The following is a 20712-nucleotide window of genomic DNA, read 5'->3' as shown; positions in this document are numbered from 1 at the left end:
CACATGCAACGGCGGCCATTTTTTGGGAAATCGGAGATTAGTACTTAATTCCCAAGCGGTCAAGCGCAGCCTTCAGCGGTTCGAGAACTGCCGGGTTGAACTTGGCGATGGCGGCGTAGGTCTGCAGAATCGCAGCGACGGCGCCGGCGATGACGGCGGTCCACTGCGAGACCTTCAGGAACTTTTCTGCAGTTTCCTCGGAGGAGCCAAGCTTGGTCAAGCTATCGAGCTGCTGTTGCTGTGCCTCTTTAGTCACGCAATCTGGCTGCTTCGGCATGCCGGCGGTGCCGTAGCCATTGAGCAAGCCCTCGAGGAACTTATTTGGGTTGGACAGGTTGACTCCGCCCTTGCCCTCTTCGATGTTCTTGAGGTGCTCTTGCTTGGCAGCTTCTACTTGGGCCTTGCATTCAGCGCTGAGCCCCTTGCCGGTCTCATCTGCGGAAGCAACAGCCGGGGTGACAAGGCCCGCCGCCACAGCGGTGGCAGCGACGAGAGAGGTGCTGAGTCGTTTACGCATAGGGAAAGGCTCCTTAAAGTTCAGATTTTAGCTTGTTAAAACGTAGCAGCTTTAAGGCTAAAAATCTATGGAAGTAATTGCCGGATGGGTTCAGGAAGCATCTTATAAAATTGATCCGCCACCTGCGGCATGAAGTGCAACACCCCGCTCAACATGGCGCCGAGGGCAATGACACCGGCGATAATCCCGATACCTTTCCCGATGAAGCTGCTGCCAGAACCGTCATCAGGCAGCGACGCCCCGGGAGTATTGTCGCCATTTTCATCGGAGTCGGCGTCGTCGCCTTCAGCCTGGGAGCCGCCCACGAGATCGGCGACGGAGAAGACCGTGGTGGTGCCGGATACCTCGTTGCCGGCGATAAGGAGGGCATCGGCAGTAGGCGAGTCTTCTTTGCTAATGAACGCCAATCCCTCTGGGCCCAAGTCGCCGGCCAAGCTGGTGGCGGCGACATTGTCTTCGTCGTAGTCCACGGTGAAATCGCGGTTATTGGTGTAGGTGACGAACTCGGCTTGAGCGGGGTCGGTGACGTCATAGACAAAGATGCCGCCCACACGCTCCATGCCGATGAAGGCATAGGTACGATCGCCAACTGATCCAATCGTCAGGGCTTCCGGTTCGGGGCCTTTATTATTGGAGCGATCGTCAAAGTCGGGGTCTTCATTATCGGCATTGAAGTTAAGTCCCTCGATGTCCTTGGTGATGTCCTCGAAGTCGGAACCGGAATCGAAGGCGACGTTGCCCTCGGCATCGTAAATGCTAAAGGAGCGGGACCCGAAGGAATACAGGCCATCGAAGCAGCCCTTTTCCTCATTCCACCCAGAGGCATTGCTTAACTTGAGGTTACCGGCGTATTTCTTATCCTCGATGCCTTCTGGAAGGTCGACGGAATCACAAACCTGGCCCTCTTCAACGAGCTCTTTCAGTTTGACCTCATCGGTGTAACCGCCCCAGTCGCGGGCATCGCCCTCATTGGCGGTTGCGAAGTAGGTCTGGCCGTTGGTCTGGAAGGCACCGATCGAATCCGGCATGGACAGGCCATGCACAGGGATCGTGCGCAGCTTTGCCTCGCCGTCCTTATTGGAGGGATCGAGGGGGACAACGGAGTGATCCGCGATGTGGGCGGGCAGCACCTTTTCTACGGTGGCGGAGGCGATATCGACCACGCCGATGGCGTTGTTTTCTTGCAAGGTGACATAGGCCTTGCCATCGGCGGAGGAAATATACTCCGGCTCGAAGTCGAGCGAAGGTTTGTTGTGGTGGTTTTCTGGGCCGAAGACGCGAATGGACGGGTCAAGTTCTGCATCAGGGCCGTCGAAAGCGCGGAAATCGGCGGTGCGAACATCGGCAACAGAGGGCGCCGCGACACCATCAGGCAGGGAAATCACGGATACGGTGCCTTCTGGGTCTTTTGCGTATTCGGTGCCGTCGGCGGTGAGCTCATCGGAGGGCTCGCCCTCATTCGCGGTCAAGGCATAGGCGCCGTCTTTAGTGATGTGCACGTTATCTGGCAGCGCGCCGAGCGGGACGCGGCCGAGCTCATCGCCGGAGGCGGTATCGAAAATCAAGGCTTCGCCGTTTTCGGTCTTGTCAGCCTGCTGCACGGCGGCGATGGCGAGGCCATCGGGGCGCACGGCTACGGAGTTGATTTCCTTATCGCCGCCGGCGGAGACCTCGGCAACCTTGGTGGGGTTGGCGGGATCGGAAGCATCCAGGATATCCACCTTGCCCGATTGCGCGTTCACCGTGAGAATGCGCTGGGAGGCGGCGTGGTAGGCCACGATTTCCGCTGCTGATTTGCCCATGACCCCAGCTTCATAGGAGCCAATGGGGCTGAGCTTTACCGCAGCATCGTCGGCGGAGCGTTCCAAAACATTATCGACGATATGCGCGTTGGCGGCCGGGGCGCAGCTGAGCGCAAGGCAGGCAGCCACGCCGATGGAGGTGCGCTTAAACATAGAGAGAGTCCTTTCTTGTTGAGCACTCCATTGTCTCGGGCCCACGTAACAGGCGCGCTACACCGGAATGAAATCTAGGTGAATCGGTCGAACACTAGGTAGGGCGAGTAGACTCTGCAATCATGACTGAATCGACCATCCACGCATCCGATATCCAGCAGGCACAGGCACGCATCAGCTCTGAAATCGCGCCGACGCCGCTGCAGTATTGCCCCCGGCTTTCTGCGGAAACGGGCTGTGAGGTCTATTTAAAGCGCGAGGATCTCCAGGACGTGCGCTCGTATAAGATACGCGGCGCGCTCAATAGCATCTCCAGCCTGTCGCAGGAGGAGCGGGAGCGGGGCATCGTGACGGCATCGGCAGGCAACCATGCCCAGGGCGTGGCCTATGCGTGCCGCACCATGGGGATTCCGGGCAAGATTTTCGTCCCGGAGCCCACGCCCATGCAAAAGCGCGACCGCATCCACGTACACGGCGGTGAGCAGGTGGAGCTTATCGTCGTGGGGGCCAACTTTGACGAGGCCGCGGCCGCCGCGCATGCCGATGCCGCCGAGCGCCACGCCACCTTCATCGAGCCCTTCGATGCCCGCGATACCATCATCGGCCAGGGCACCGTGGCCGCGGAGGTCTTGGCGCAGCTTTCGGCAAAGGGCGCCTCGGTCGATACCATCGTCGTTCCCGTCGGCGGCGGCGGGCTGATTTCTGGCATTACTTCCTATATGGCGGATATGGCACCGCACGCGAAGGTGGTGGGGGTGGAGCCGGAAGGGGCGGCATCGCTAAGAGCCGCCTTCCGCAACGGCGGGCCGGTGGCGCTTGAGAGCGTGGATCCGTTCGTCGATGGCGCGGCGGTCAAGCGCCTGGGCGCGCTGCCGTATGAGATTTTGGAGGCCAACCAATCGCGCCTGCACTGGGACACGGTCTCTGAGGGGGCGGTGTGCACGGACCTGCTCAACCTGTACCAGAATGAGGGCATTATCGCCGAGCCCGCCGGTGCGCTGTCCGTGGCTGGGCTGCAGCGTGTGCCGCTGGAGCCGGGTTCGACGGTGGTCTGCGTGATTTCTGGGGGAAATAATGACGTGTTGCGCTACGCCGAAATCATGGAGCGCTCCCTAGTGCACCGCGGCCTCAAGCACTATTTCTTGGTCAATTTTCCGCAGGAACCGGGCCAGCTGCGCCACTTCCTGTCTGAAATCCTGGGTCCCAGCGATGACATCACTCTATTCGAGTACCTCAAGCGCAATAACCGCGAGACCGGTGCCGCGCTGGTGGGCATACAGCTCAGCCGCGCCGAGGACCTGGCGGGGCTGAAGGAGCGGATGGCCGAGTCCAAGATCTCGGTGCAGCACCTGCAGCCGAATACCCCCGAGTACGATTTCCTGGTGGCCTAATGCGCGATATGTATCGGCGCCCCACCGGCCAGGTGGAACACGAAATTGAGATCAAACGCTCGCGGTTTATCACCCTGATCGGCCGGGTGACGAATGAGGAAGAAGCACGGGCGTTTATCGATGCCGCCCGCCAGCGCTTTCCCGATGCCCGCCACCATTGCTCCGCCTATGTCTACCACGTCGACGACGCGAACCCAGTGGAGCGTTCCTCCGATGATGGCGAGCCTTCCGGGACCGCTGGAAAGCCGATGTTGGATGTGGTGAACGGCTCTGGAATGCTCGATATTTGCGCGGTGGTCGTGCGCTACTTCGGTGGCATCAAGCTGGGTGCGGGCGGGCTTGTGCATGCCTATGGCGGGGCGGTCAGCGAGACCATGGAAAAGGTCGAGGCGGTCACCCGGGCGCGCCGGGAGCTTTATACCGTGGAATGCCCGCACGCCACGGCCGGGCGCCTCGAGGCGGATTTGCGCGGGCGCGGCATCGATATCACCGATACCGAGTACGGTGCAGCCGTAACCTTTACCGTCGCCGTGCGCCCGGGTGGGCTCGATGAGCTCCAGGCGATGCTCGCCGCGCTTTCCCAAGGCGAAATCAGCGCGCGCGAAGCAGGCTCTGCCTGGGTTGAGGTAGGATCTGGGTCATGACTATGCAGCAGCGACCGAATAACCCCATTGCGCAGCGCAAGCAGCAGGTGCGCAAGCACTCCCGCAACGCCGTTATTTCCGTTGCCGGTGGCCTCGGCGCAGGAGTTGTTTTAGGTGTGCTTTCTGCTAATTTGGCCGCTTGGATGGTTTTGGGCCTTATCATCGCCGTGGTGGGTGGCGGATATAACTGGTTGAAGATTCGCAAAATCGTCAACGAGAACCACAATAATTATTAATGCCTACCCCGCAGCCAAGCGGCCGTCCCGTCCGCATTGATGCTTGGGTATGGGCGGTGCGCATGTTCAAAACCCGATCCGTCGCGGCCACCGCGGTGCGCGCTGGACACGTGAAAATCAACGGTGAAGCGGTCAAACCCGCGCAACAAGTCGTGCCAGGCGATAGGGTGCGCGTATGGCGCAACCACCACGAGCACGATTTGGAGGTACTGGCTACCGTCGCCAAGCGCGTGGGCGCGCCGGTGGCCCGTACCTGCTATACCGATCACGCGCCTCCACCACCGCCCAAGGAGTTTATGCCGTCCGTGCCGGTGCGCCCCCGCGGCGCGGGTCGGCCGACGAAGAAGGAACGCCGCGATATGGAAAAGTTTCGCGGCGGATTCCGCTAAGAGTTAGCGCGCAACGCCTTTAATCGCGCGTTCAGGCGGCGTCGGCGGCCGGCGCGGTCGCCGGATTCAGCGGTGGCCTCGATGTGCTGCTTGCCAAACTTATTGAGCAGCAGGTCATCGATAAGGCGCACTTGGCCGGGCCGAAAGCGATAGCGCATGGTGTCGTGGACGTGGGCAATGGCGTCATCGTCAAGCAGCTGCTCCAGCTGGTCCAAGGACCGGATATCGTTTTCCTCCAAGATTTCCGCGAGGAAGCGGTAGTGCTCCGAACGCGAAAGCGGGAAGCGATTGCCCAAAATGATGGCCAGGACGCCAGGCAGGGTTTCCGGAGTAAGCTCCACATTCGTGTCCGCCTCCGTGCGCGGGGCCTTGAGCGCGGCGATTTCATCGAATTGCTGATCGGCAAGTTCGATGAGGCCGGCGGCCAGCGTAAATAGGCGGTCGACCTCGGGCGAGGGCGGGGTAGGGCCCTGCTTATAGCGGATATCGTGCTCGAATTCCGCCCACGCGTGCTGCAGCACGGTGCGGATTTGCACCTCAAAGGTCCAACCCACAAAATCGGCGAGCTCCTCCATGGCCGCCGCGCTATCATCCGTCACGGTGAGCACCAGGTGGTGGGAACCGTAGCCAAAGCCACCGGAAATGCGGGTCTCGGCCGCCTTATCCACAGAGCGCACGACCTTGAAAGATTCACCCAGCACGTCTAGCGCATTGGGAATGGTGGTGGAGTGGTACAAGGTGACGCGCACGCCCATGACATCGTGGATATCGTCCCACGGGGTGGGGTAGATGAAATCGCCGCCCTCGCCCCGCTTCTTGGCCTTGCGCTTGAGTGAAGACCAGGCCTTGACGCGCGTCGATACCCGGTCAAAGATGATGCCGGCGTCATTGAGCAGGTCCTCGATGGCGGTGCGAAAATCCTCCGCCGCCGTGGGGTGGCTGCGGGTCCAGGCGTGGTACTGATTGCTCAGCCGCGACATCCTGCTTTCCGCCATGGTGCTCCTCTCATAATTCGCGGGGAAATCCGTTAGACCATACTAGCGGGCGCGAATGTAAAACGGTGCGATGGCTTGGAAGTTGTTCGGCGGCGGCGCGGGCGAGGTCGCGAGCATATTCATCGGGTAAGTGGGCGAAGACAAAAACCGTCGCGGAATCCGGCACCAGGTAGGTCAAAGAATGCGAGCGCATGAGGCGGCGCATGTGTTTATCCAGCACGGTAAAGGTTTCCGGGTGAGCCAACCAAGAGGAAATCGGGGCACCGTGGGAGCGGACCTGTAGGCCGCCATAAGGCGTTGCGGCAGGCAGGGCGCAGCGAGCTGGGCGCGTCCAAAAACGCAGGCCCTGCGAGTCGAGCGCGGCGCGCTGCAGGTTCAGCGAGGCACAATTCCACGCCTGACGGGTCGAGACATCCAGGTCCGCGAGGCCGCGGTGGCTGAGCCGGCGAAAGGTGCGCTGCCCGGGAAAGACTAGCGCCATCGACAGGTTGGGGGAGAGCTGGATGGTGGCGAGGGAGTCGCAAAAGCCGTCATCGGAAAGCCGCTGGTGCTTAATCCACGATCGCGCGAAGAGCGCCGGCAGCAAATTAGCGGTGGTGGGGCGGGGAGCGTCGAGCGTAAGGGTCATGGCGATTTCTCCAGGGTCGTGAGTATCCGCCCTTATTGGACTGGAGAAATAGCCGGGTGGTTCCCTGTGGGTTTAAAAAGGCGGCTCGGCGTCGAGCTCCAGCTCAGAAAAGAGCTGGGCACCGGACCACATGGTGATGTCCTGGCCCTTTTCCTGCAGCTCTTCGGCGCGCTTTTCCTTGGAGGTCTTCTTTGCCCATTCGCCGACGACAAGCAGCGTGGTCTTCTTGGTGACGTTTTTGCCCACTTGCCCTCCGCGCTTGGCGATGCCCTGCCACAGCAGCCCCTTATCGTACGGCTCGAAATCCCCGGTCAGGGTGACGTGTTGGCCGTAGAGTGCGCCTTGAGGATCGGCGTCGAGGTTGGGATCTGGAATGGTATCTGGGGTGGCAACGGCCTGCCACGGCGCCCGGCCGGAAGACGCGGGCTTCTTGTTGGTTCCGGCGGAACGGGTGGAATCGCGGAAATCGGTGCCGGCGCCCAGATCGTCGCCGGAGGTGGGCGCGGTATGCGCGCGCAGAACCGGCAGGATGGCCGAGGATTCGAGCCGGCCGAGGCTAAACTCGCGGGTGGTAAAGAGATCGGTGATGCTTCCGGTATGCCCGAAGCGCTGGGCTAGCCCGGTGATGATGGTGCCGGCGGCGCGGGCGTCCTCGGTGGCATCGTGGTGGGTAAAAGAGGCGCCGCCGAGGTGCTTCACGACGGTAGGAAGCTTGTGGTTGGCCACCGAGATAACACCTTGCCTTGAGGCATCGCGAGACAAAGCGAGCGAGCAGGCCAGCGGGACGGTGGGGACATCGGCGCCGGCGGCCAGCAATCCGGAGCGCAGCGCGGAAGAATCGAACTGGACATTGTGCGCGACGATGACATCGCTGCCGATGAAATCAAAGAGCTCTGCGGCCGCTGTGGCAAAGGGCATGGCACCTTCGACATCGGCTGCGGTAATCCCGTGGATGGAGATATTGATTTCGGCAAAGTGCTCCAAGCCTGGGGGAGGGGTGCACAGCCACGACTGGGACGCGGTTTCCCCGCCATCGCGGTAACGCACGGCACCGATCTGGCAGATGGACCCCCAATTATCATTGGCGGTCTCTACATCAACCGCGACGAAATCAAGCCCCGGGTTGCCCACGGAGGATTCTTCGCTAGAGGATGGGGCTGCGGCTTCCGCGGGTGCGTCGCCCTGCTGCGCCGCCTTAATGGCGCGCGCCACGCTGTGGGGATCTTGGTGCGGCGCGAAGGCAATGCTGCCGGCGCTGCCTAAGGACAAGGAACCAAAACCGGTGGCGGTGGGTTCGTGGGCGCGCAGGTCATCGATGGTATCGAGCGCGATTTCTGCGGTGGCAGGCGCGCCTAAGCTGCGGGAGAGCAGGCTGCGGTGAAGCACGACTTTTTCCGCAGTGACATCGATGAATACGCCATGCGCGGGATACGACACGAAAATGGCCTTTCTTCTGGGGTGAGAATCTAAGGGGAGGTGCTGCACAGAGATCGTACTCGCTTGTGCTTAGCAGAAATCCGCCGAGGGGGTGAAGCGTTTTAATCCGCTTCGCTGTGCTGCAATCCGGCATTGATAATCCGCACGCCACGCACCAAATCGGCGCGGTAGTCCGCCGGGGTAGTCCCGCCGGTGGTTTCTAACAGCTGGCGCTGGGATTGCTCGAGCAGCGTGGCGCCCAAGACGAGGTGCACGGCGGAAAGGGCAGCGGCCTTGCGGGCGGAATGATCGAAATCGGGGCAGGTGGCGGAGCTAAACTGCGCGACGAGGTGATCCCACGCCGCGGAATCCGGCTGCGAGAGTCCGGCAATGGCTACCTCCGCGCCATCGCGCCGGGCCAGGAGCAATTCGCGCAGGTGCAGGCTAATTTCTTCCAGCGTGGAACCGGCGACGGGGGCGATAATATCTTCAGCAAGAGCGGCGATGAGCGCCTGCTTATTGGCGATGTGCCAATACAGCGCCCCCGGGGCAACGCCGAGGGAGGAGGCGACGCGGCGCATGGTGACATCGGCAAGCCCATACGTATTCAATAGGGTCGTGGCGGCGTCGATGATGGCCTCGCGATGTAGTTGCACAGTGGAAATTGTACGTGTTTCGCCGCGCTAAGGAATAGCTCACAGGTACTTTTCAGACTGCAATAATGTCCCTTGCAAACTTGCATTGTTAGGATTGCGGGGACATAAGAACCCGTCGTGAGGCGGCTTCGCATTCGAAAGATTGATTCAGGAGCTCTCCCTTGTCCTTTTTGACCCCTGCTAAGAAGTCCCTTTTTGCGGTCGCTATGGTTGCCCCGCTTGCCTTAGCTGCATGCAGCTCAGATGACGAGGACGATTCGACGAAGACCGCGTCGTCTTCGTCCGCCTCCTCGTCTACTGAGACCTCCGCAAAGGAATCGGCGAAGAAGTCTGAGGACAAAGACGCCGACGAGGATAAGAAGGAAAAGGAAGAAAAGGATAAGAAGAAGGCCGCCGAGGACCCTAAGGACAAGGGCGAAGAAGGCGGCAATGAGGGCGCTAATACGAACCCCATGCACAACGGGGACGATCCCTTCGCCAACGCCCAGGACATCAAGCCCATCGAAGGCGGACAAGAAGCCAACGATGGCGATAAGCAGGCCATTGAGCAGCTGGTTCGCGGGCAGCATGAGATTGACAACGTCAAGGAATACTTTGGCTACATGCCAGCCCACGCCTGCAGGGCCGTGCGCGAAGGCGAGTCCGGGGATTTCCAGCAGTACCTCAACTACGTTGACAGCCTGCCCAACCAGTCCTTTTCCGAATACGCAAACTCCATGCGCCAGCAAGGCCAGGGCAATCCCCAGATCAACGAATTTGCCAACCAGCTAGAGGCCATTCCTACCTCCACCAAGCTGGAATCGGTCAATGACGTTGTGGTCAACGGCGATGACGCCTCCGCCACCGTGAGCGTGTCAAACTCGGAAGGTACCGATACCTCCACCGTTCGTTTCCGCCGCGAGGACGGCAACTGGACCTTCTGTAACTAAAGTGTCTTCCCGCCAAGCTCGCTTGCCCCGCACTCTCGGTGTTGGTGCGGGGCTCCTCGCGTGTTCCCTGCTCGTTTTCGGCATCTGCGGCGCGCTCTGGGGTTTTATGCGCCCCACGATGACCGGCCGCGCTGTCGAAGGTGGCGGTTATGCCATTGAAGCGGTGGGCAACGCGCAATTCGTCGCTTTTATGACCTTTGCGCTCGTTACGGGTTTCTTGGGGCTGTGCTTGGGGCTAGCCGCATTTGTCCAGCGCCGCGGGCGCGGTCTCGCGATGTTGCTGTGGGTGGGGGCATGCGCCTTCGCCGGTGCCGTGTCCTTCTACGTCTTTGGCGGCATCACCGCGACGCACCCGCCGGAGAACCCAGGCGATGTCGTGGAGTTTGCGCCGAACTTTTCTCCCGCCGTGGCCTGGGCGGTAGCGCCATTTTTGGCCATGTTTTCCTACTGGTGCACCGCGTTTATTAGCTCCGACGCGGACTGGGAAGTTGTGGGGCGAGAGGCTGCGGATGAGCCGCAACGGGAAGTTACGCCCACTTAACCGGGGAGCTGCCGCAAAATTCCCGCGCGATTTCATCGATTGCGTGCAAGATCGCATCGAGGCTCTGGCTTAAAACCCGCTGCAACTGGTCTTGGCTTAGCCCCGCCCCAATAATCGTCGGCACATCGACGTGGACGTGGAGGCCGTCGTCGTTGGCGCGGCAGTAGGCCGTGGCGCTGTGGCTTATCAAGTTCCAGTCATTGCAGATCAAAAACAAACGGGTGAACTCGTGCTCATCCGCATTGAGAGCCCACCGGCCGGTAATGATGAGGCTTGGCCCAGAGTCGAGGGTGAAGGTGCAGGCGATGGAATTGACGAGGGCAAATAGGCAGATTTCACCATCGCTATGGAAGCTGTCGATCCCTATCTGCGGCAGAGTGGCGGCGAGGAAATCCAGGGTGACTGCGGGCGGGGAAGCGGCATCGTCTTGAACTAGCAACAGCTCTGGTTCTTGGGCAAGGGCTGGAAATTCGCGCGTCGCCACGCTCATGAGCACCTCTGCGCCGCGGAGCGCGGCGGGCACAAACGCGGCCAATTGATCGTGGGTTGGTGCCGTCCCGGTGGTGAAGTGGCTCTGCCCGCACAGCACCAGCGAGCCCGCCTCGTCATAGTCCAGCAGGGCGGTGGGGTAGAGGCAATCGGCATTCCAGGTGGTGATGAAGCGGGACAGCTCGGCGGCATCGCCCAGCGCAACCGCACCGCGCGGAGCGGTGTGCAGGTGGATTACCACACCGTCGGCCTGCGACACAGACACCAGGGTGGATCCCTCCTGCCCATGGGAGATGACGAGTTCTCCAGTGGGCAAGGCCCAATAGGAAAAGTCATTCTCGCGGACGATGGCGCGCAGGTGCCGCTCAAGACTGGTGGATTCAAATTCGATCATCATGCACCGCACACTCGCCCTCGCTGGAATTTGCTTTGAGTCTATCGCCCAAGAGGGTGTTCCCGCGGCGCTTTGGGCGATAGTATATTGGTTTGTCTACAGATATAGCCCACGGTGATCAACCAGAAAGTGAGCCAGGAATGCTTCGAACCATCGATCTCCGCGGTCAACAGCTCCGCCCCGCTACGCTGCGCCGCGTCCTTCCGCGCGGCGGCACCGATGTGAATTCCGTCATGGGGACCGTCGTGCCGATGGTCAATAAGGTGCGCGATGAGGGCGCCCAGGCGGCGCTGGATTATGGGGAGCAATTCGATGGAGTGCGCCCGCCGTCCCTGCGCGTGCCTGAGGCGGAACTGCAGCGGGCCGCCGACGAGCTTGATCCCCTGGTGCGCGCGGCCATCGAGGCCTCCATCGAGCGGGTGCGCCGCGTGCATGCGGACCAAAAGCCGGAGTCGCACACCACGCAGCTGGCCCCCGGCGCCACCGTGACCGAGGTATTCCGCCCCATCGAGCGCGTTGGCCTCTATGTTCCCGGCGGCAAGGCGGTCTACCCGTCCTCTGTCATCATGAATACCGTGCCCGCGCAAGAGGCCGGTGCCTCCAGCCTGGTGGTTGCCTCCCCACCGCAAAAGGAGGACGGCGGCCTGCCGCACCCCACGGTCTTGGCCACGTGCCACATGCTGGGCGTGGAGGAAGTATGGGCCGTCGGCGGGGGCCAGGCGGTAGCTCTTTTGGCCTACGGCGATGCGGACGAAGACGTAGAGCCCGTGGACATGATTACCGGGCCGGGCAATATCTTTGTCGCCGCGGCCAAAAGGGCGGTGCGCGGGGTGGTAGGCACCGACGCGGAGGCCGGCCCGACCGAAATCGCCATCTTGGCGGATGAGACCGCGAACCCCGTCTACGTGGCCTACGATCTCATCTCCCAGGCAGAGCATGATCCGATGGCGGCTAGCGTGCTGATTACGGCATCGGAAAGCGTGGCCCAGCAGGTGCAGCAGGAGGTCGAGCGCCGCTATACGGCAACGGAGAACTCCGCCCGCGCCGCCGAGGCCTTAACCGGCGAGCAATCCGGCATCGTCCTGGTGGATTCTCTGGAGGCGGGCATCGCCGTGGCGAATGCGTATGCCGCCGAGCACCTAGAAATCCACACCGCGGATGCGCGCGCCGTGGCAGAGCGCATCAACCACGCCGGAGCCATTTTCGTCGGCGCGTATTCCCCGGTGCCCTTGGGGGACTATTCGGCCGGTTCCAACCACGTGCTGCCCACCTCGGGCACGGCGCGGTTTTCCGCGGGGCTTTCCACCCACACCTTCCTCCGGCCGGTCAACGTCATCGATTATGACCGCGGCGCCCTGGAAGAAATCGCCCCCAACGTCATCGCCTTTGCCAATGCCGAGCGCCTTCCCGCCCACGGGGAGGCCATCCGCGCCCGATTCGAGGAGAAATAAATGGCCCAGCTACATGACCTACCGCTGCGCGAGGAATTGCGCGGCGAGACCGCCTATGGCGCCCCGCAGCTGCGGGTGGCCTACCAGCTCAATACCAACGAAAATCCTTTCCCGCCTTCGCCCGCGCTTGTCGATGCCCTCGTTGACGAGGTCCGCCGCTGCGCCAGCTCGCTCAACCGCTACCCAGAGCGCGATGCGGTCGAACTGCGCACCGAGCTAGCCCGCTACGTTTCGCAGCAAACCGGCGTGGATGTCACCTACGAGCAGGTCTGGGCCGCCAACGGCTCCAATGAGATCCTGCAGCAGCTGTTGCAGGCCTTCGGCGGGCCTGGGCGCAGCGTGCTGGGATTTACGCCGTCGTATTCCATGCACCCGATCCTGTCTGCCGGTACCCACACCCGGTTTATCGAGTGCCCGCGCGATGAGAACTTCGCCATCGATATGGACCGCGCCCTGGCAGCGGTGGCCGAGCACCAGCCCGACGTCGTTTTTGTCACCACTCCGAATAACCCCACCGGTGGGGTAACCAGCCTGGAGGATATCGCCGCGCTTATCGATGCCGCTCCCGGCATCGTCATCGTCGACGAAGCCTACGCAGAGTTTTCTGACTCGCCGTCCGCGACGAGCTTGTTGGAAAAATACCCCACCAAGCTCGTGGTCTCCCGCACGATGTCGAAGGCCTTCGACTTTGCCGGCGGGCGGCTCGGTTACTTCGTGGCGGACCCGGCCTTCGTGGAGGCCATCATGCTGGTGCGCCTGCCGTATCACCTCTCCGTCTTATCCCAGGCCGCGGCCACCGTGGCCCTGCGCCACAGCGCAGATACCCTCGCCACCGTGGAGACCATCGCCGCCGAACGCGACATGGTGGCCGGGCGCCTGTGCGAGATGGGCTATACCGTCATGCCGAGCGAATCGAATTTCCTTTTCTTTGGCAATTTTGCGGATCAACACCGCGTGTGGGAGCAGTTCTTGGAAGAAGAGGTGCTCATCCGCGATGTAGGGATCGACGGGTACTTGCGCGTGACCATCGGCCTGCCAGAAGAAAATGCAGCCTTTCTGGCTGCAGCGGAAAAGCTAGCGACTACAGTAGGAGCGGATACTTCAAAGGAGTGATTTATGACAAACCGTGTGGGGCGTGCCCAAAGAGCAACATCGGAATCGGACATCACCGTTTCCATCGACCTTGACGGCACTGGGAAAAGCGACATTTCCACTGGACTGCCGTTCTTTGACCATATGCTTACCGCATTTGCCACACACGGGCTCTTTGACCTGCAGGTTAAGGCCACCGGTGACGTGGAGGTAGACGCCCACCACACCGTGGAAGATACCGCCATCGTATTGGGCCAGGCCCTGCGTGAAGCAGTGGGGGATAAGGCCGGGATCCGCCGCTTCGGCTCCCAATTGCTGCCCATGGATGAAGCACTGGTAGAGGCGGTCGTGGACTTTTCGGGCCGCGCCTACTTCGTGATGAATGGCGAGCCGGAGCACTTGGAGTGGCAGGTCATCGGCGGGCACTATGCCACGGTGATTAACCGCCACTTCTTCGAATCCTTGGCCATGCACGCAGCCATTACCCTGCACGTCAACGTGCGCTACGGCCGCGATCCGCACCACGTGACCGAGGCGGAATACAAGGCGGTAGCCCGCGCGCTGCGCGCTGCCGTGGACCACGATCCGTGCCAGTCCGGCATTCCTTCGACGAAGGGAGCCCTGTAGCCCGTGCAGTTTATGATCCTCATCCTGTTTTTGGTGGCAGGCCTCTTAGTTGGAGGGGCCTGGTCTGCGTATCAGCAGGGCTCGAAGTTTTTCACGGTCGTCGCCGCGCTTTTAGCCGTTATCACCGCGGCTGCGGCCATTGCCTGGATGGTTGGAGGCTTTAGTAAATGAGCGAATCTCAAGAGACCAATATTTGGAAGGTGCCCGGCTATACGCCGACGATGGTAGCCATCGCCGCTGCCTTCGGCGCCTGGTCCATCCTGCTTCCTGTGGTGCCGCTTGCCGTCATTGACTCCGGCGGTTCCGCGACCCTGGCGGGTGGATCCACCGGTATCTTCATGGCCTTTACGGTTGCCACGCAGATCATATCTCCGTGGCTGTTGCGCCGCTGGGGCTACAGGCGCGTGATGGCGCTGTCCGCCTTTACCTTGGGTGTGCCGGCCTTCGGCCACCTGCTGGGCACCGACGCCTGGATCGTCTTGCTATTTTCCGCCATGCGCGGGGTGGGTTTCGGCGCCCTCACGGTGTCCGAATCCGCGCTCATTGCAGAGCTCTCTCCGGTACGTCTGCTGGGCAAGGCTACTGGCATGATTGGTGTATTTACAGGCTTGGGCCAGATGATCTTCTTGCCGCTCGGCCTGTTCATGGCGGATTCCCTAGGCTACGCGTCCACCTATATCACCGCCGGCCTTATCGGCTTCTTGGGCTTTGCAATGTGCCTGCGCATCCCCAAAATCAAGGTCACCTTGGCCGAGGATAACGATGAAGAAGTCAATATCATCCGCGTTCCTACCTGGAAGCTGGTGGCAGTCCCGGCCTTGGCCTTGACCACGTTCTCCATGAGCTACGGCGCCATTTCCTCGTTCTTGTCCCCCGCGATGCAGGAACTCGATGCCGCAAGGGGTGCCAGCCTCGCCGGTATCATGCTGTCCATCGTGGGCGGCGCGGCGATGATCTTCCGGTACTTCGCCGGCGTGGTGGCAGACCGCACTGGCGCCCCAGGCAGCCTGTACATCCCAAGCCAGATCATGGCGATCATCGGCGTCGGAACGATTTCGCTCACCCTGTTTATGGAAAGCTCCATCTGGTGGCTAGTGCTCGGCGCCGTTCTATTCGGTGGCGCCTTCGGTATCGCGCAAAACGAGGCCTTGCTATCCATGTTTGACCGGCTGCCCCGCGAGCGGGTCTCGGAGGCCTCGGCGATTTGGAATATTTTCTACGATAGCGGCACCGGTCTAGGCTCGACCTTGCTCGGTGCCATGGTGGCAGGCTACGGCTACGACGGCGCCTTCGGAGCGGGAGTTGCGATCCTGATCGCCGGTTTGCTGCTTACCACGGCGGACTTCATCCTGGGCCGGACTCGTATCAGCGAGACCAACGATATCCGCACTCGTTTGCGTCGAATGCGTAAGGTATAGCCCATGACAAAATCGGTGGTGTTATTGGACTACGGCGCGGGCAATATTCGCTCTGCCCAGCGTGCCCTCGAGCGCGTCGGGGCGGAGGTCACCGTCACGGCGGATCCTTATCAGGCCCTCGAGGCAGACGGGCTGCTGGTTCCCGGCGTGGGCGCGTTCGATGCTTGCATGACAGGGCTTAAGGCGGTGAATGGGCCGAGGGTCATCGGCCAGCGGCTGGCAGGAGAGCGGCCGGTCATGGGCATTTGTGTGGGTATGCAGGTGCTTTTCGATGCCGGCGTCGAGCACGGCATCCACTCCACAGGCTGCGGCGAATGGCCGGGTACGGTCGAGCGCCTGCAGTCCGACGTGTTGCCGCATATGGGCTGGAATACCGTTGAGGTGCCAGATGGCAGCGCCATGTTTGCCGGGCTTAATGCCGATGAGCGATTTTATTTCGTGCATTCCTACGGCGTTCGCCGCTGGGAATTGGAAACCGTCATTACCCGCCCGCCGCTGGTGAGCTGGTCCACGCACGCTGGCGATTCTTTCGTGGCGGCGGTGGAAAATGGCGCGCTGTGGGCCACGCAATTCCACCCCGAAAAATCCGGGGATGCGGGCGCGCAGCTATTGGAAAACTGGATGCACACGCTCTAGGTAGGATGAAACCATGACTTTTACGCTTTTGCCCGCAGTCGATGTCGCCGGCGGCAAGGCCGTGCGTTTGGATCAGGGAGAGGCCGGCACCGAAAAGGTCTACGGTGCCCCGCGGGATGCAGCCCTTGAATGGCAGCGCCAAGGCGCCCAGTGGCTGCACTTTGTTGACCTCGATGCCGCCTTTAATCGCGGTTCCAACCACGAGCAGATGGCGGGGATTACCCAAGAACTCGGCATTAATGTCGAGCTTACCGGTGGCATCCGCGATGATGCCGGGGTAGAGCGCGCGCTGGCTACCGGCGCGAACCGCATCAATATTGGCACCGCCGCCTTAGAAAACCCAGAGTGGATAGAAAAAATCCTTGGGCGCTACGGCGAGAAAGTCGCCGTGGATTTGGCGGTGCGCTTAGAAGATGGCGAATGGCGCACGAAGGGCAATGGCTGGGTCTCCGATGGCGGGGATCTTTGGGAGGTGCTTGAGCGCCTCGATGCCGCAGGATGCCAACGCTTCGTGGTCACGGATGTGTCCAAGGACGGGACGCTTTCTGGGCCCAATGTGGAATTATTGCGCGAGGTAGCAATGGCAACCGATGCCAAGGTCACCGCCTCCGGCGGCATTTCCTCCCTGGCGGATCTCACCGAGCTGGCCCGGTATGAAAATGAGGGCATCGATTCGGCGATCATCGGCAAGGCGCTGTATGAGGGAAAATTCAGCCTGGAGGAGGCGCTAGCGGCGGTGGCAGAGGTAGAACCGCTGCCCGCAGAGGTGCCTATCGATCCTTATGACCCCGAGGAAGAGTAAGCGATGATGGATCCGCGCGAGTTGGTGGCCTTCGCGGAGGCGGCCGTTGACCAGGTCGAGCCCATCTTTCGATCCGGCATCGGGGCGCCACCGGCCCACTTTAAAAGCAGGGGCGATTTTGCCACAGAGGTGGACTTGGCCATCGAAAAGCAGCTGCGCGATATCTTGCAGCAGATGACCGGTATCCCGGTCTATGGGGAGGAATCCGGCGGAAGCATCCACGACACCGTGTGGGTGGTCGATCCAATCGATGGGACCGCGAATTATTCCGCGGGCAACCCCATGGCGGGTATCTTGGTGGCTTTGGTTCACGAGGGCCAGACTGTCGCGGCCATCTCAGATTTTCCCCTCTTGGGCAGGCGCTTGGTGGCCAGCGACGGCTCGCCGCTGCGTTCTGCCGGTGGGCCGTCCGGCGGTTTCGGTGGCGGGGAAGAGTCCCCAGAATTCGATGATGCCCGTGGGCACGTGGGATGTTTTTCCAACCTTCCCACTGCGGCATTCCACGAGCTGCGCGAATCCGGCTTGCGGCCGCGCATCACGGGCTCGGTGGGACTAGATAATGCCTTCGTGGCCCAGGGCGTATTTGACGGTGCCGTGAATTTCTCGCCGCACCCGTGGGATAACGCGGCGGGAGCGCTCCTTATTAAGGCCGCTGGGGGCATCATCACGGATCCGGAGGGCAATCCGTGGACCGTGCAGTCGCGGGGTATGGTCTCCGGTACGCCGCAGGTGCACGAGACAATCCTAGAAATCCTATCTCATCACTCAGATTAAACCTGTGAAGGAGTAAGCCCCGCATGGCTGTAGCCGTACGCATTATCCCGTGCCTTGATGTGGATCAAGGCCGCGTAGTCAAGGGCGTAAATTTTGCCCACCTGCGCGATGCAGGAGACCCCGTGGAATTAGCCGCGCGCTATGAGGAATTGGGCGCGGACGAACTGACATTTCTCGATGTCTCCGCGTCCAAGCACGGCCGGTCCACCATGCTCGATGTGGTACGCCGCACCGCCGATCAGGTCTTTATCCCTCTCACCGTGGGCGGGGGAGTGCGCAGCGTTGACAATGTCCGCGAGCTCCTGCGCACCGGTGCGGATAAGGTATCGGTCAATACCGCGGCGATTGGCAATCCAGACCTGCTGCGCGAATTGGCAGAGGTCTTTGGCTCGCAGTGCATCGTCTTATCCGTGGACGCGCGGCGCACCGACGCGGCGCACGCACCGTCGGGGTTTGAAGTCACGACTCACGGCGGGACGACATCGGCTGGCATCGATGCAGTGGAATGGGCCCGCACCGGCGCCGAACTGGGCGTGGGGGAGATCCTTTTAAACTCCATGGACGCCGATGGCACGAAGGCCGGATTCGACCTCGAGCTTCTGCGCGCGGTGCGCGAAACGGTGAATATTCCCGTCATCGCCTCCGGTGGGGCGGGTGCGGCAGCGGATTTTCCACCCGCCGTTGAAGCCGGTGCCGATGCCGTGCTGGCAGCCAGCATCTTCCACTTTGGAGAGGTAGAAATTGGCGAGGTCAAAAAGGCCCTCGCAGACTCCGGATACGAGGTGCGCCGGTGAACACTCCCGCAGATTATGAGCTAGACCCGCAGATAGCTGCGCTGCTCAAGCGCAATGAGCAAGGGCTCGTGCCGGCGGTTGCCCAATCCGATTCCGGCGAAGTGCTTATGCTTGCCTGGATGGATGACCACGCGCTGGCCCACACGCTGGCAACGCGAAAGGGCACCTACTTCTCGCGCTCGCGCGGCGAGTATTGGATTAAGGGCGAGACCTCCGGACATACGCAGGACGTGCTCGGTGTGCGCCTTGATTGCGATGGCGATACCATCTTGCTGACCGTGCGGCAGCGCGGCGCGGCGTGCCACACTGGAGACCGGACCTGCTTCGATGCGAGAGTTCTTTTAGGGGATGATTCCTGATGACGAGGCGACTTGGCCCGCTCCTTATCGCGGTGGGCACGGCGGTGCTGTGGTTTTCTTCCCGCAGCACCTGGGTAAAAGCGGTAAGCGAGGACGATAAATCGGGCTCGGCAACCAATGAGATCGTGGGCTCGTCGTGGTCCTTAGAGCTTATGGCATTGACACTGGTTCTCCTCGCCGGGGTGCTCGCGGGCCTCGCGCTGCGCCGAACGGGACGACGTATCGTGGCCATTGTGTGCGCCCTCGCCGCCGCAGCCGCTGCGTGGAGCCCCATTAACCTGCTGACCAGCGGTGCTGACGCCCAGCGCGCGCAAAAAATATTGCAGGGCGCGTCCGCGAATGAGAACGCGGTGGATTCTGCCGCAATCTCCGAGTGGGCCACCGTCATCTCGGTGGAGGTCACCAAACTTGGCCCCATCGTGGCCATTATTGGTGCGGCCCTAGCGTTCTTTGGCGCCGTCCTCCTCGCCCAGAACCCAGGCAAGGACAAGGCCAAGGCATCGAGCAAGTACGAAACCCCCGCCGCCCGCCAAGAAAAGCTGGCGGAAGATTTGGAGACCTCATCCGATTCCGGCCGCGTGATGTGGGACGCGCTCGATAGCGATATCGACCCGACCGATGTGGGCCGCAAATAGCCCCGTTCGCGCAGCGCAATTTCCGGAAACGCCTCGCATAGCGTTAATCTAAGTGTGATCTTAATCGCGCTTGGAGGGAGGTGCTCATGCCCACGCCCATAGCCGTCGATCACCTGGTCGCTGGGGTGCTTGAGGATGTCGCCGCGCGCGAAGCACGCGTTTCCTTCCAAGACATCAAGGCGCGCTCCCGGGACATGGAGCCTCCCCGCGATGCCCGCGCGGCGCTTTTAAAACCAGGGTGTTCGGTCATTACTGAGCTCAAGCGCGCCGTTCCTTATACCGGGGAAATTGCCCACGTGGGCTCGGCCGAGCAGATGGCCGAATGGGCGCGCACCTTTGAAAACTGCGGCGTGCATCTGATGGCCTGCCAAACGGATACGCGGCGCTTTAACGGTTCGCTTGAGGATATGGCGGCCGCGCGCGCTGCTATCGATATCCCGATGATGGCGCGCGACCTCATCGTGGATCCGTACCAGATTCATGAGGCTCGTTGTTTTGGCGCCGATGCAATCCCGCTGCAGGTCGAGCTTTTAGAACAAGCTCGATTGGAAGCCCTTTTGGACCGGGCGGAATCGTTAGGGATGACCGCCATCGTGGAGGTGCGAACCTGCGGGGAGGTCAACCGTGCCATCAAGGCCGGCAGCAGTGTCATCGCGATCAATGCGTGGTCGCTTGCCTCCGATGAGATCAACCGGGAGGCCTTCAACGATATTGCCCCGGGCCTGCCGGAATCGCTCCTGCGCATTGCCGTGGGCGGGGTAAATAACGCCCGCAACCTCTTCCACTATGCCTCTCGCGGGGCGGATGCGGTATTGGTCGGCGAATCCGTCATGGCAGCCCAGGATCCCACCGCCTTGGCACGCTCTCTGGTGGCCGCGGGCCAGCACCCAGCGTGCCCGTCGCGTAAAAGTTCCTAGGAAAAGTGACCCCAAACTAGCTCACGG

General features: G+C 61.5%; 24 protein-coding genes. 17 read left to right on the top strand and 7 right to left on the bottom strand.

Annotated elements, in window-relative coordinates:
• Positions 1-37 precede the first annotated feature (37 nt).
• Positions 38-517: a hypothetical protein gene (locus CACC_RS07890; protein ID WP_005278493.1), complete on the bottom strand. Its 480-nt coding sequence runs from the start codon at positions 515-517 to the stop codon at positions 38-40.
• 65 nt (positions 518-582) lie between these two features.
• Positions 583-2472, bottom strand: coding sequence for a choice-of-anchor I family protein (locus CACC_RS07885; protein WP_005278496.1), 1890 nt, complete (start codon positions 2470-2472; stop codon positions 583-585).
• A 122-nt stretch (positions 2473-2594) separates the two neighbouring features.
• On the opposite strand from CACC_RS07885, the gene ilvA reads away from it, so the two are divergent.
• Genes ilvA through CACC_RS07865 form a run of 4 tightly spaced genes read left to right on the top strand, consistent with a single transcriptional unit; the run spans position 2595 to position 5132 of the window.
• Entirely contained in the window at positions 2595-3863 is a 1269-nt protein-coding gene (gene ilvA, locus CACC_RS07880) for a threonine ammonia-lyase IlvA (protein WP_005278499.1), read from the top strand.
• On the top strand, positions 3863-4507 hold the full coding sequence (locus CACC_RS07875; RefSeq protein ID WP_005278502.1) for a YigZ family protein: 645 nt from the start codon (positions 3863-3865) through the stop codon (positions 4505-4507). Before ilvA ends, CACC_RS07875 begins: the two co-directional genes overlap by 1 nt.
• Positions 4504-4743, top strand: coding sequence for a hypothetical protein (locus CACC_RS07870; protein WP_005278507.1), 240 nt, complete (start codon positions 4504-4506; stop codon positions 4741-4743). The genes CACC_RS07875 and CACC_RS07870 overlap by 4 nt, the downstream gene beginning before the upstream one ends.
• Positions 4743-5132, top strand: a complete 390-nt coding sequence (locus tag CACC_RS07865) for an RNA-binding S4 domain-containing protein (protein ID WP_035108435.1) — start codon at positions 4743-4745, stop codon at positions 5130-5132. Before CACC_RS07870 ends, CACC_RS07865 begins: the two co-directional genes overlap by 1 nt.
• Here the strand turns inward: CACC_RS07865 and CACC_RS07860 are convergent.
• From CACC_RS07860 to CACC_RS07845, 4 genes are all read right to left on the bottom strand, one after another.
• Positions 5129-6127 (bottom strand): GTP pyrophosphokinase, encoded by a 999-nt coding sequence (locus tag CACC_RS07860; protein WP_005278511.1) that lies wholly within the window; start codon positions 6125-6127, stop codon positions 5129-5131. The two genes, CACC_RS07865 and CACC_RS07860, sit on opposite strands and share 4 nt — an antisense overlap.
• Positions 6128-6137: 10 nt before the next feature.
• The gene (locus tag CACC_RS07855) at positions 6138-6755 is read right to left on the bottom strand and encodes a hypothetical protein (protein WP_005278513.1); all 618 of its coding nucleotides are present in this window, start codon (positions 6753-6755) and stop codon (positions 6138-6140) included.
• 72 nt (positions 6756-6827) lie between these two features.
• The gene (locus tag CACC_RS07850) at positions 6828-8192 is read right to left on the bottom strand and encodes an exonuclease domain-containing protein (protein ID WP_035108436.1); all 1365 of its coding nucleotides are present in this window, start codon (positions 8190-8192) and stop codon (positions 6828-6830) included.
• Between the two features lie 101 nt (positions 8193-8293).
• Positions 8294-8827 carry a TetR family transcriptional regulator gene (locus tag CACC_RS07845; RefSeq protein ID WP_005278517.1) on the bottom strand — a complete coding sequence of 178 codons (534 nt, stop codon included), beginning with the start codon at positions 8825-8827 and terminating at the stop codon, positions 8294-8296.
• 161 nt (positions 8828-8988) lie between these two features.
• On the opposite strand from CACC_RS07845, the gene CACC_RS07840 reads away from it, so the two are divergent.
• Together CACC_RS07840 and CACC_RS07835 are read left to right on the top strand one after the other, a co-directional pair.
• Positions 8989-9756, top strand: a complete 768-nt coding sequence (locus tag CACC_RS07840) for a hypothetical protein (protein ID WP_244262143.1) — start codon at positions 8989-8991, stop codon at positions 9754-9756.
• Between the two features lies 1 nt (position 9757).
• Positions 9758-10297 carry a hypothetical protein gene (locus tag CACC_RS07835; protein ID WP_050755823.1) on the top strand — a complete coding sequence of 180 codons (540 nt, stop codon included), beginning with the start codon at positions 9758-9760 and terminating at the stop codon, positions 10295-10297.
• Here the strand turns inward: CACC_RS07835 and CACC_RS07830 are convergent.
• Positions 10284-11183, bottom strand: a complete 900-nt coding sequence (locus CACC_RS07830) for a YbjN domain-containing protein (RefSeq protein ID WP_005278523.1) — start codon at positions 11181-11183, stop codon at positions 10284-10286. The two genes, CACC_RS07835 and CACC_RS07830, sit on opposite strands and share 14 nt — an antisense overlap.
• A gap of 137 nt (positions 11184-11320) precedes the next feature.
• Here CACC_RS07830 and hisD point away from each other — a divergent pair, with 137 nt between their 5' ends.
• From hisD to CACC_RS07775, 11 genes are all read left to right on the top strand, one after another.
• Positions 11321-12631: a histidinol dehydrogenase gene (gene hisD / locus CACC_RS07825; protein ID WP_005278524.1), complete on the top strand. Its 1311-nt coding sequence runs from the start codon at positions 11321-11323 to the stop codon at positions 12629-12631.
• The gene (locus CACC_RS07820; protein ID WP_005278527.1) at positions 12632-13744 is read left to right on the top strand and encodes a histidinol-phosphate transaminase; all 1113 of its coding nucleotides are present in this window, start codon (positions 12632-12634) and stop codon (positions 13742-13744) included.
• 3 nt (positions 13745-13747) lie between these two features.
• Positions 13748-14350, top strand: a complete 603-nt coding sequence (gene hisB / locus CACC_RS07815) for an imidazoleglycerol-phosphate dehydratase HisB (protein WP_005278532.1) — start codon at positions 13748-13750, stop codon at positions 14348-14350.
• Positions 14351-14517: 167 nt separating this feature from the next.
• Positions 14518-15768: an MFS transporter gene (locus tag CACC_RS07810; protein WP_005278542.1), complete on the top strand. Its 1251-nt coding sequence runs from the start codon at positions 14518-14520 to the stop codon at positions 15766-15768.
• A gap of 3 nt (positions 15769-15771) precedes the next feature.
• A complete protein-coding gene (gene hisH, locus CACC_RS07805) occupies positions 15772-16404 on the top strand; it encodes an imidazole glycerol phosphate synthase subunit HisH (protein WP_005278545.1) in 633 nt (210 codons plus the stop codon).
• 13 nt (positions 16405-16417) lie between these two features.
• Positions 16418-17206: a bifunctional 1-(5-phosphoribosyl)-5-((5-phosphoribosylamino)methylideneamino)imidazole-4-carboxamide isomerase/phosphoribosylanthranilate isomerase PriA gene (gene priA / locus CACC_RS07800; RefSeq protein WP_005278547.1), complete on the top strand. Its 789-nt coding sequence runs from the start codon at positions 16418-16420 to the stop codon at positions 17204-17206.
• Positions 17207-17209: 3 nt separating this feature from the next.
• The gene (locus CACC_RS07795) at positions 17210-17980 is read left to right on the top strand and encodes an inositol monophosphatase family protein (protein ID WP_005278550.1); all 771 of its coding nucleotides are present in this window, start codon (positions 17210-17212) and stop codon (positions 17978-17980) included.
• Between the two features lie 23 nt (positions 17981-18003).
• The gene (hisF, locus tag CACC_RS07790; RefSeq protein WP_005278553.1) at positions 18004-18774 is read left to right on the top strand and encodes an imidazole glycerol phosphate synthase subunit HisF; all 771 of its coding nucleotides are present in this window, start codon (positions 18004-18006) and stop codon (positions 18772-18774) included.
• Positions 18771-19133 (top strand): phosphoribosyl-AMP cyclohydrolase, encoded by a 363-nt coding sequence (hisI, locus tag CACC_RS07785; protein WP_005278556.1) that lies wholly within the window; start codon positions 18771-18773, stop codon positions 19131-19133. The genes hisF and hisI overlap by 4 nt, the downstream gene beginning before the upstream one ends.
• Positions 19133-19768, top strand: coding sequence for a TIGR02234 family membrane protein (locus CACC_RS07780; protein ID WP_005278559.1), 636 nt, complete (start codon positions 19133-19135; stop codon positions 19766-19768). The genes hisI and CACC_RS07780 overlap by 1 nt, the downstream gene beginning before the upstream one ends.
• Positions 19769-19854: 86 nt before the next feature.
• Complete coding sequence (locus CACC_RS07775) at positions 19855-20685, top strand: indole-3-glycerol phosphate synthase TrpC (protein WP_005278561.1); 831 nt, start codon at positions 19855-19857, stop codon at positions 20683-20685.
• Positions 20686-20712 lie beyond the last annotated feature (27 nt).

The organism is Corynebacterium accolens (genome assembly GCF_023520795.1).
GTDB lineage: Bacteria > Actinomycetota > Actinomycetes > Mycobacteriales > Mycobacteriaceae > Corynebacterium > Corynebacterium accolens.
The sequence above is the reverse complement of the archived record's forward strand: the minus strand, read 5'-3'. Positions and strand labels throughout refer to the sequence as shown.

Excerpts from the sequence above, each read along its gene's own strand:
- CACC_RS07890 (WP_005278493.1), bottom strand. The coding sequence starts at position 517 with ATGCGTAAACGACTCAGCACCTCTCTCGTCGCTGCCACCGCTGTGGCG.
- CACC_RS07885 (WP_005278496.1), bottom strand. The coding sequence starts at position 2,472 with ATGTTTAAGCGCACCTCCATCGGCGTGGCTGCCTGCCTTGCGCTCAGC.
- ilvA (WP_005278499.1), top strand. The coding sequence starts at position 2,595 with ATGACTGAATCGACCATCCACGCATCCGATATCCAGCAGGCACAGGCA.
- CACC_RS07875 (WP_005278502.1), top strand. The coding sequence starts at position 3,863 with ATGCGCGATATGTATCGGCGCCCCACCGGCCAGGTGGAACACGAAATT.
- CACC_RS07870 (WP_005278507.1), top strand. The coding sequence starts at position 4,504 with ATGACTATGCAGCAGCGACCGAATAACCCCATTGCGCAGCGCAAGCAG.
- CACC_RS07865 (WP_035108435.1), top strand. The coding sequence starts at position 4,743 with ATGCCTACCCCGCAGCCAAGCGGCCGTCCCGTCCGCATTGATGCTTGG.
- CACC_RS07860 (WP_005278511.1), bottom strand. The coding sequence starts at position 6,127 with ATGGCGGAAAGCAGGATGTCGCGGCTGAGCAATCAGTACCACGCCTGG.
- CACC_RS07855 (WP_005278513.1), bottom strand. The coding sequence starts at position 6,755 with ATGACCCTTACGCTCGACGCTCCCCGCCCCACCACCGCTAATTTGCTG.
- CACC_RS07830 (WP_005278523.1), bottom strand. The coding sequence starts at position 11,183 with ATGATGATCGAATTTGAATCCACCAGTCTTGAGCGGCACCTGCGCGCC.
- hisD (WP_005278524.1), top strand. The coding sequence starts at position 11,321 with ATGCTTCGAACCATCGATCTCCGCGGTCAACAGCTCCGCCCCGCTACG.
- CACC_RS07820 (WP_005278527.1), top strand. The coding sequence starts at position 12,632 with ATGGCCCAGCTACATGACCTACCGCTGCGCGAGGAATTGCGCGGCGAG.
- hisB (WP_005278532.1), top strand. The coding sequence starts at position 13,748 with ATGACAAACCGTGTGGGGCGTGCCCAAAGAGCAACATCGGAATCGGAC.
- CACC_RS07810 (WP_005278542.1), top strand. The coding sequence starts at position 14,518 with ATGAGCGAATCTCAAGAGACCAATATTTGGAAGGTGCCCGGCTATACG.
- hisH (WP_005278545.1), top strand. The coding sequence starts at position 15,772 with ATGACAAAATCGGTGGTGTTATTGGACTACGGCGCGGGCAATATTCGC.
- priA (WP_005278547.1), top strand. The coding sequence starts at position 16,418 with ATGACTTTTACGCTTTTGCCCGCAGTCGATGTCGCCGGCGGCAAGGCC.
- CACC_RS07795 (WP_005278550.1), top strand. The coding sequence starts at position 17,210 with ATGATGGATCCGCGCGAGTTGGTGGCCTTCGCGGAGGCGGCCGTTGAC.
- hisF (WP_005278553.1), top strand. The coding sequence starts at position 18,004 with ATGGCTGTAGCCGTACGCATTATCCCGTGCCTTGATGTGGATCAAGGC.
- CACC_RS07780 (WP_005278559.1), top strand. The coding sequence starts at position 19,133 with ATGACGAGGCGACTTGGCCCGCTCCTTATCGCGGTGGGCACGGCGGTG.
- CACC_RS07775 (WP_005278561.1), top strand. The coding sequence starts at position 19,855 with ATGCCCACGCCCATAGCCGTCGATCACCTGGTCGCTGGGGTGCTTGAG.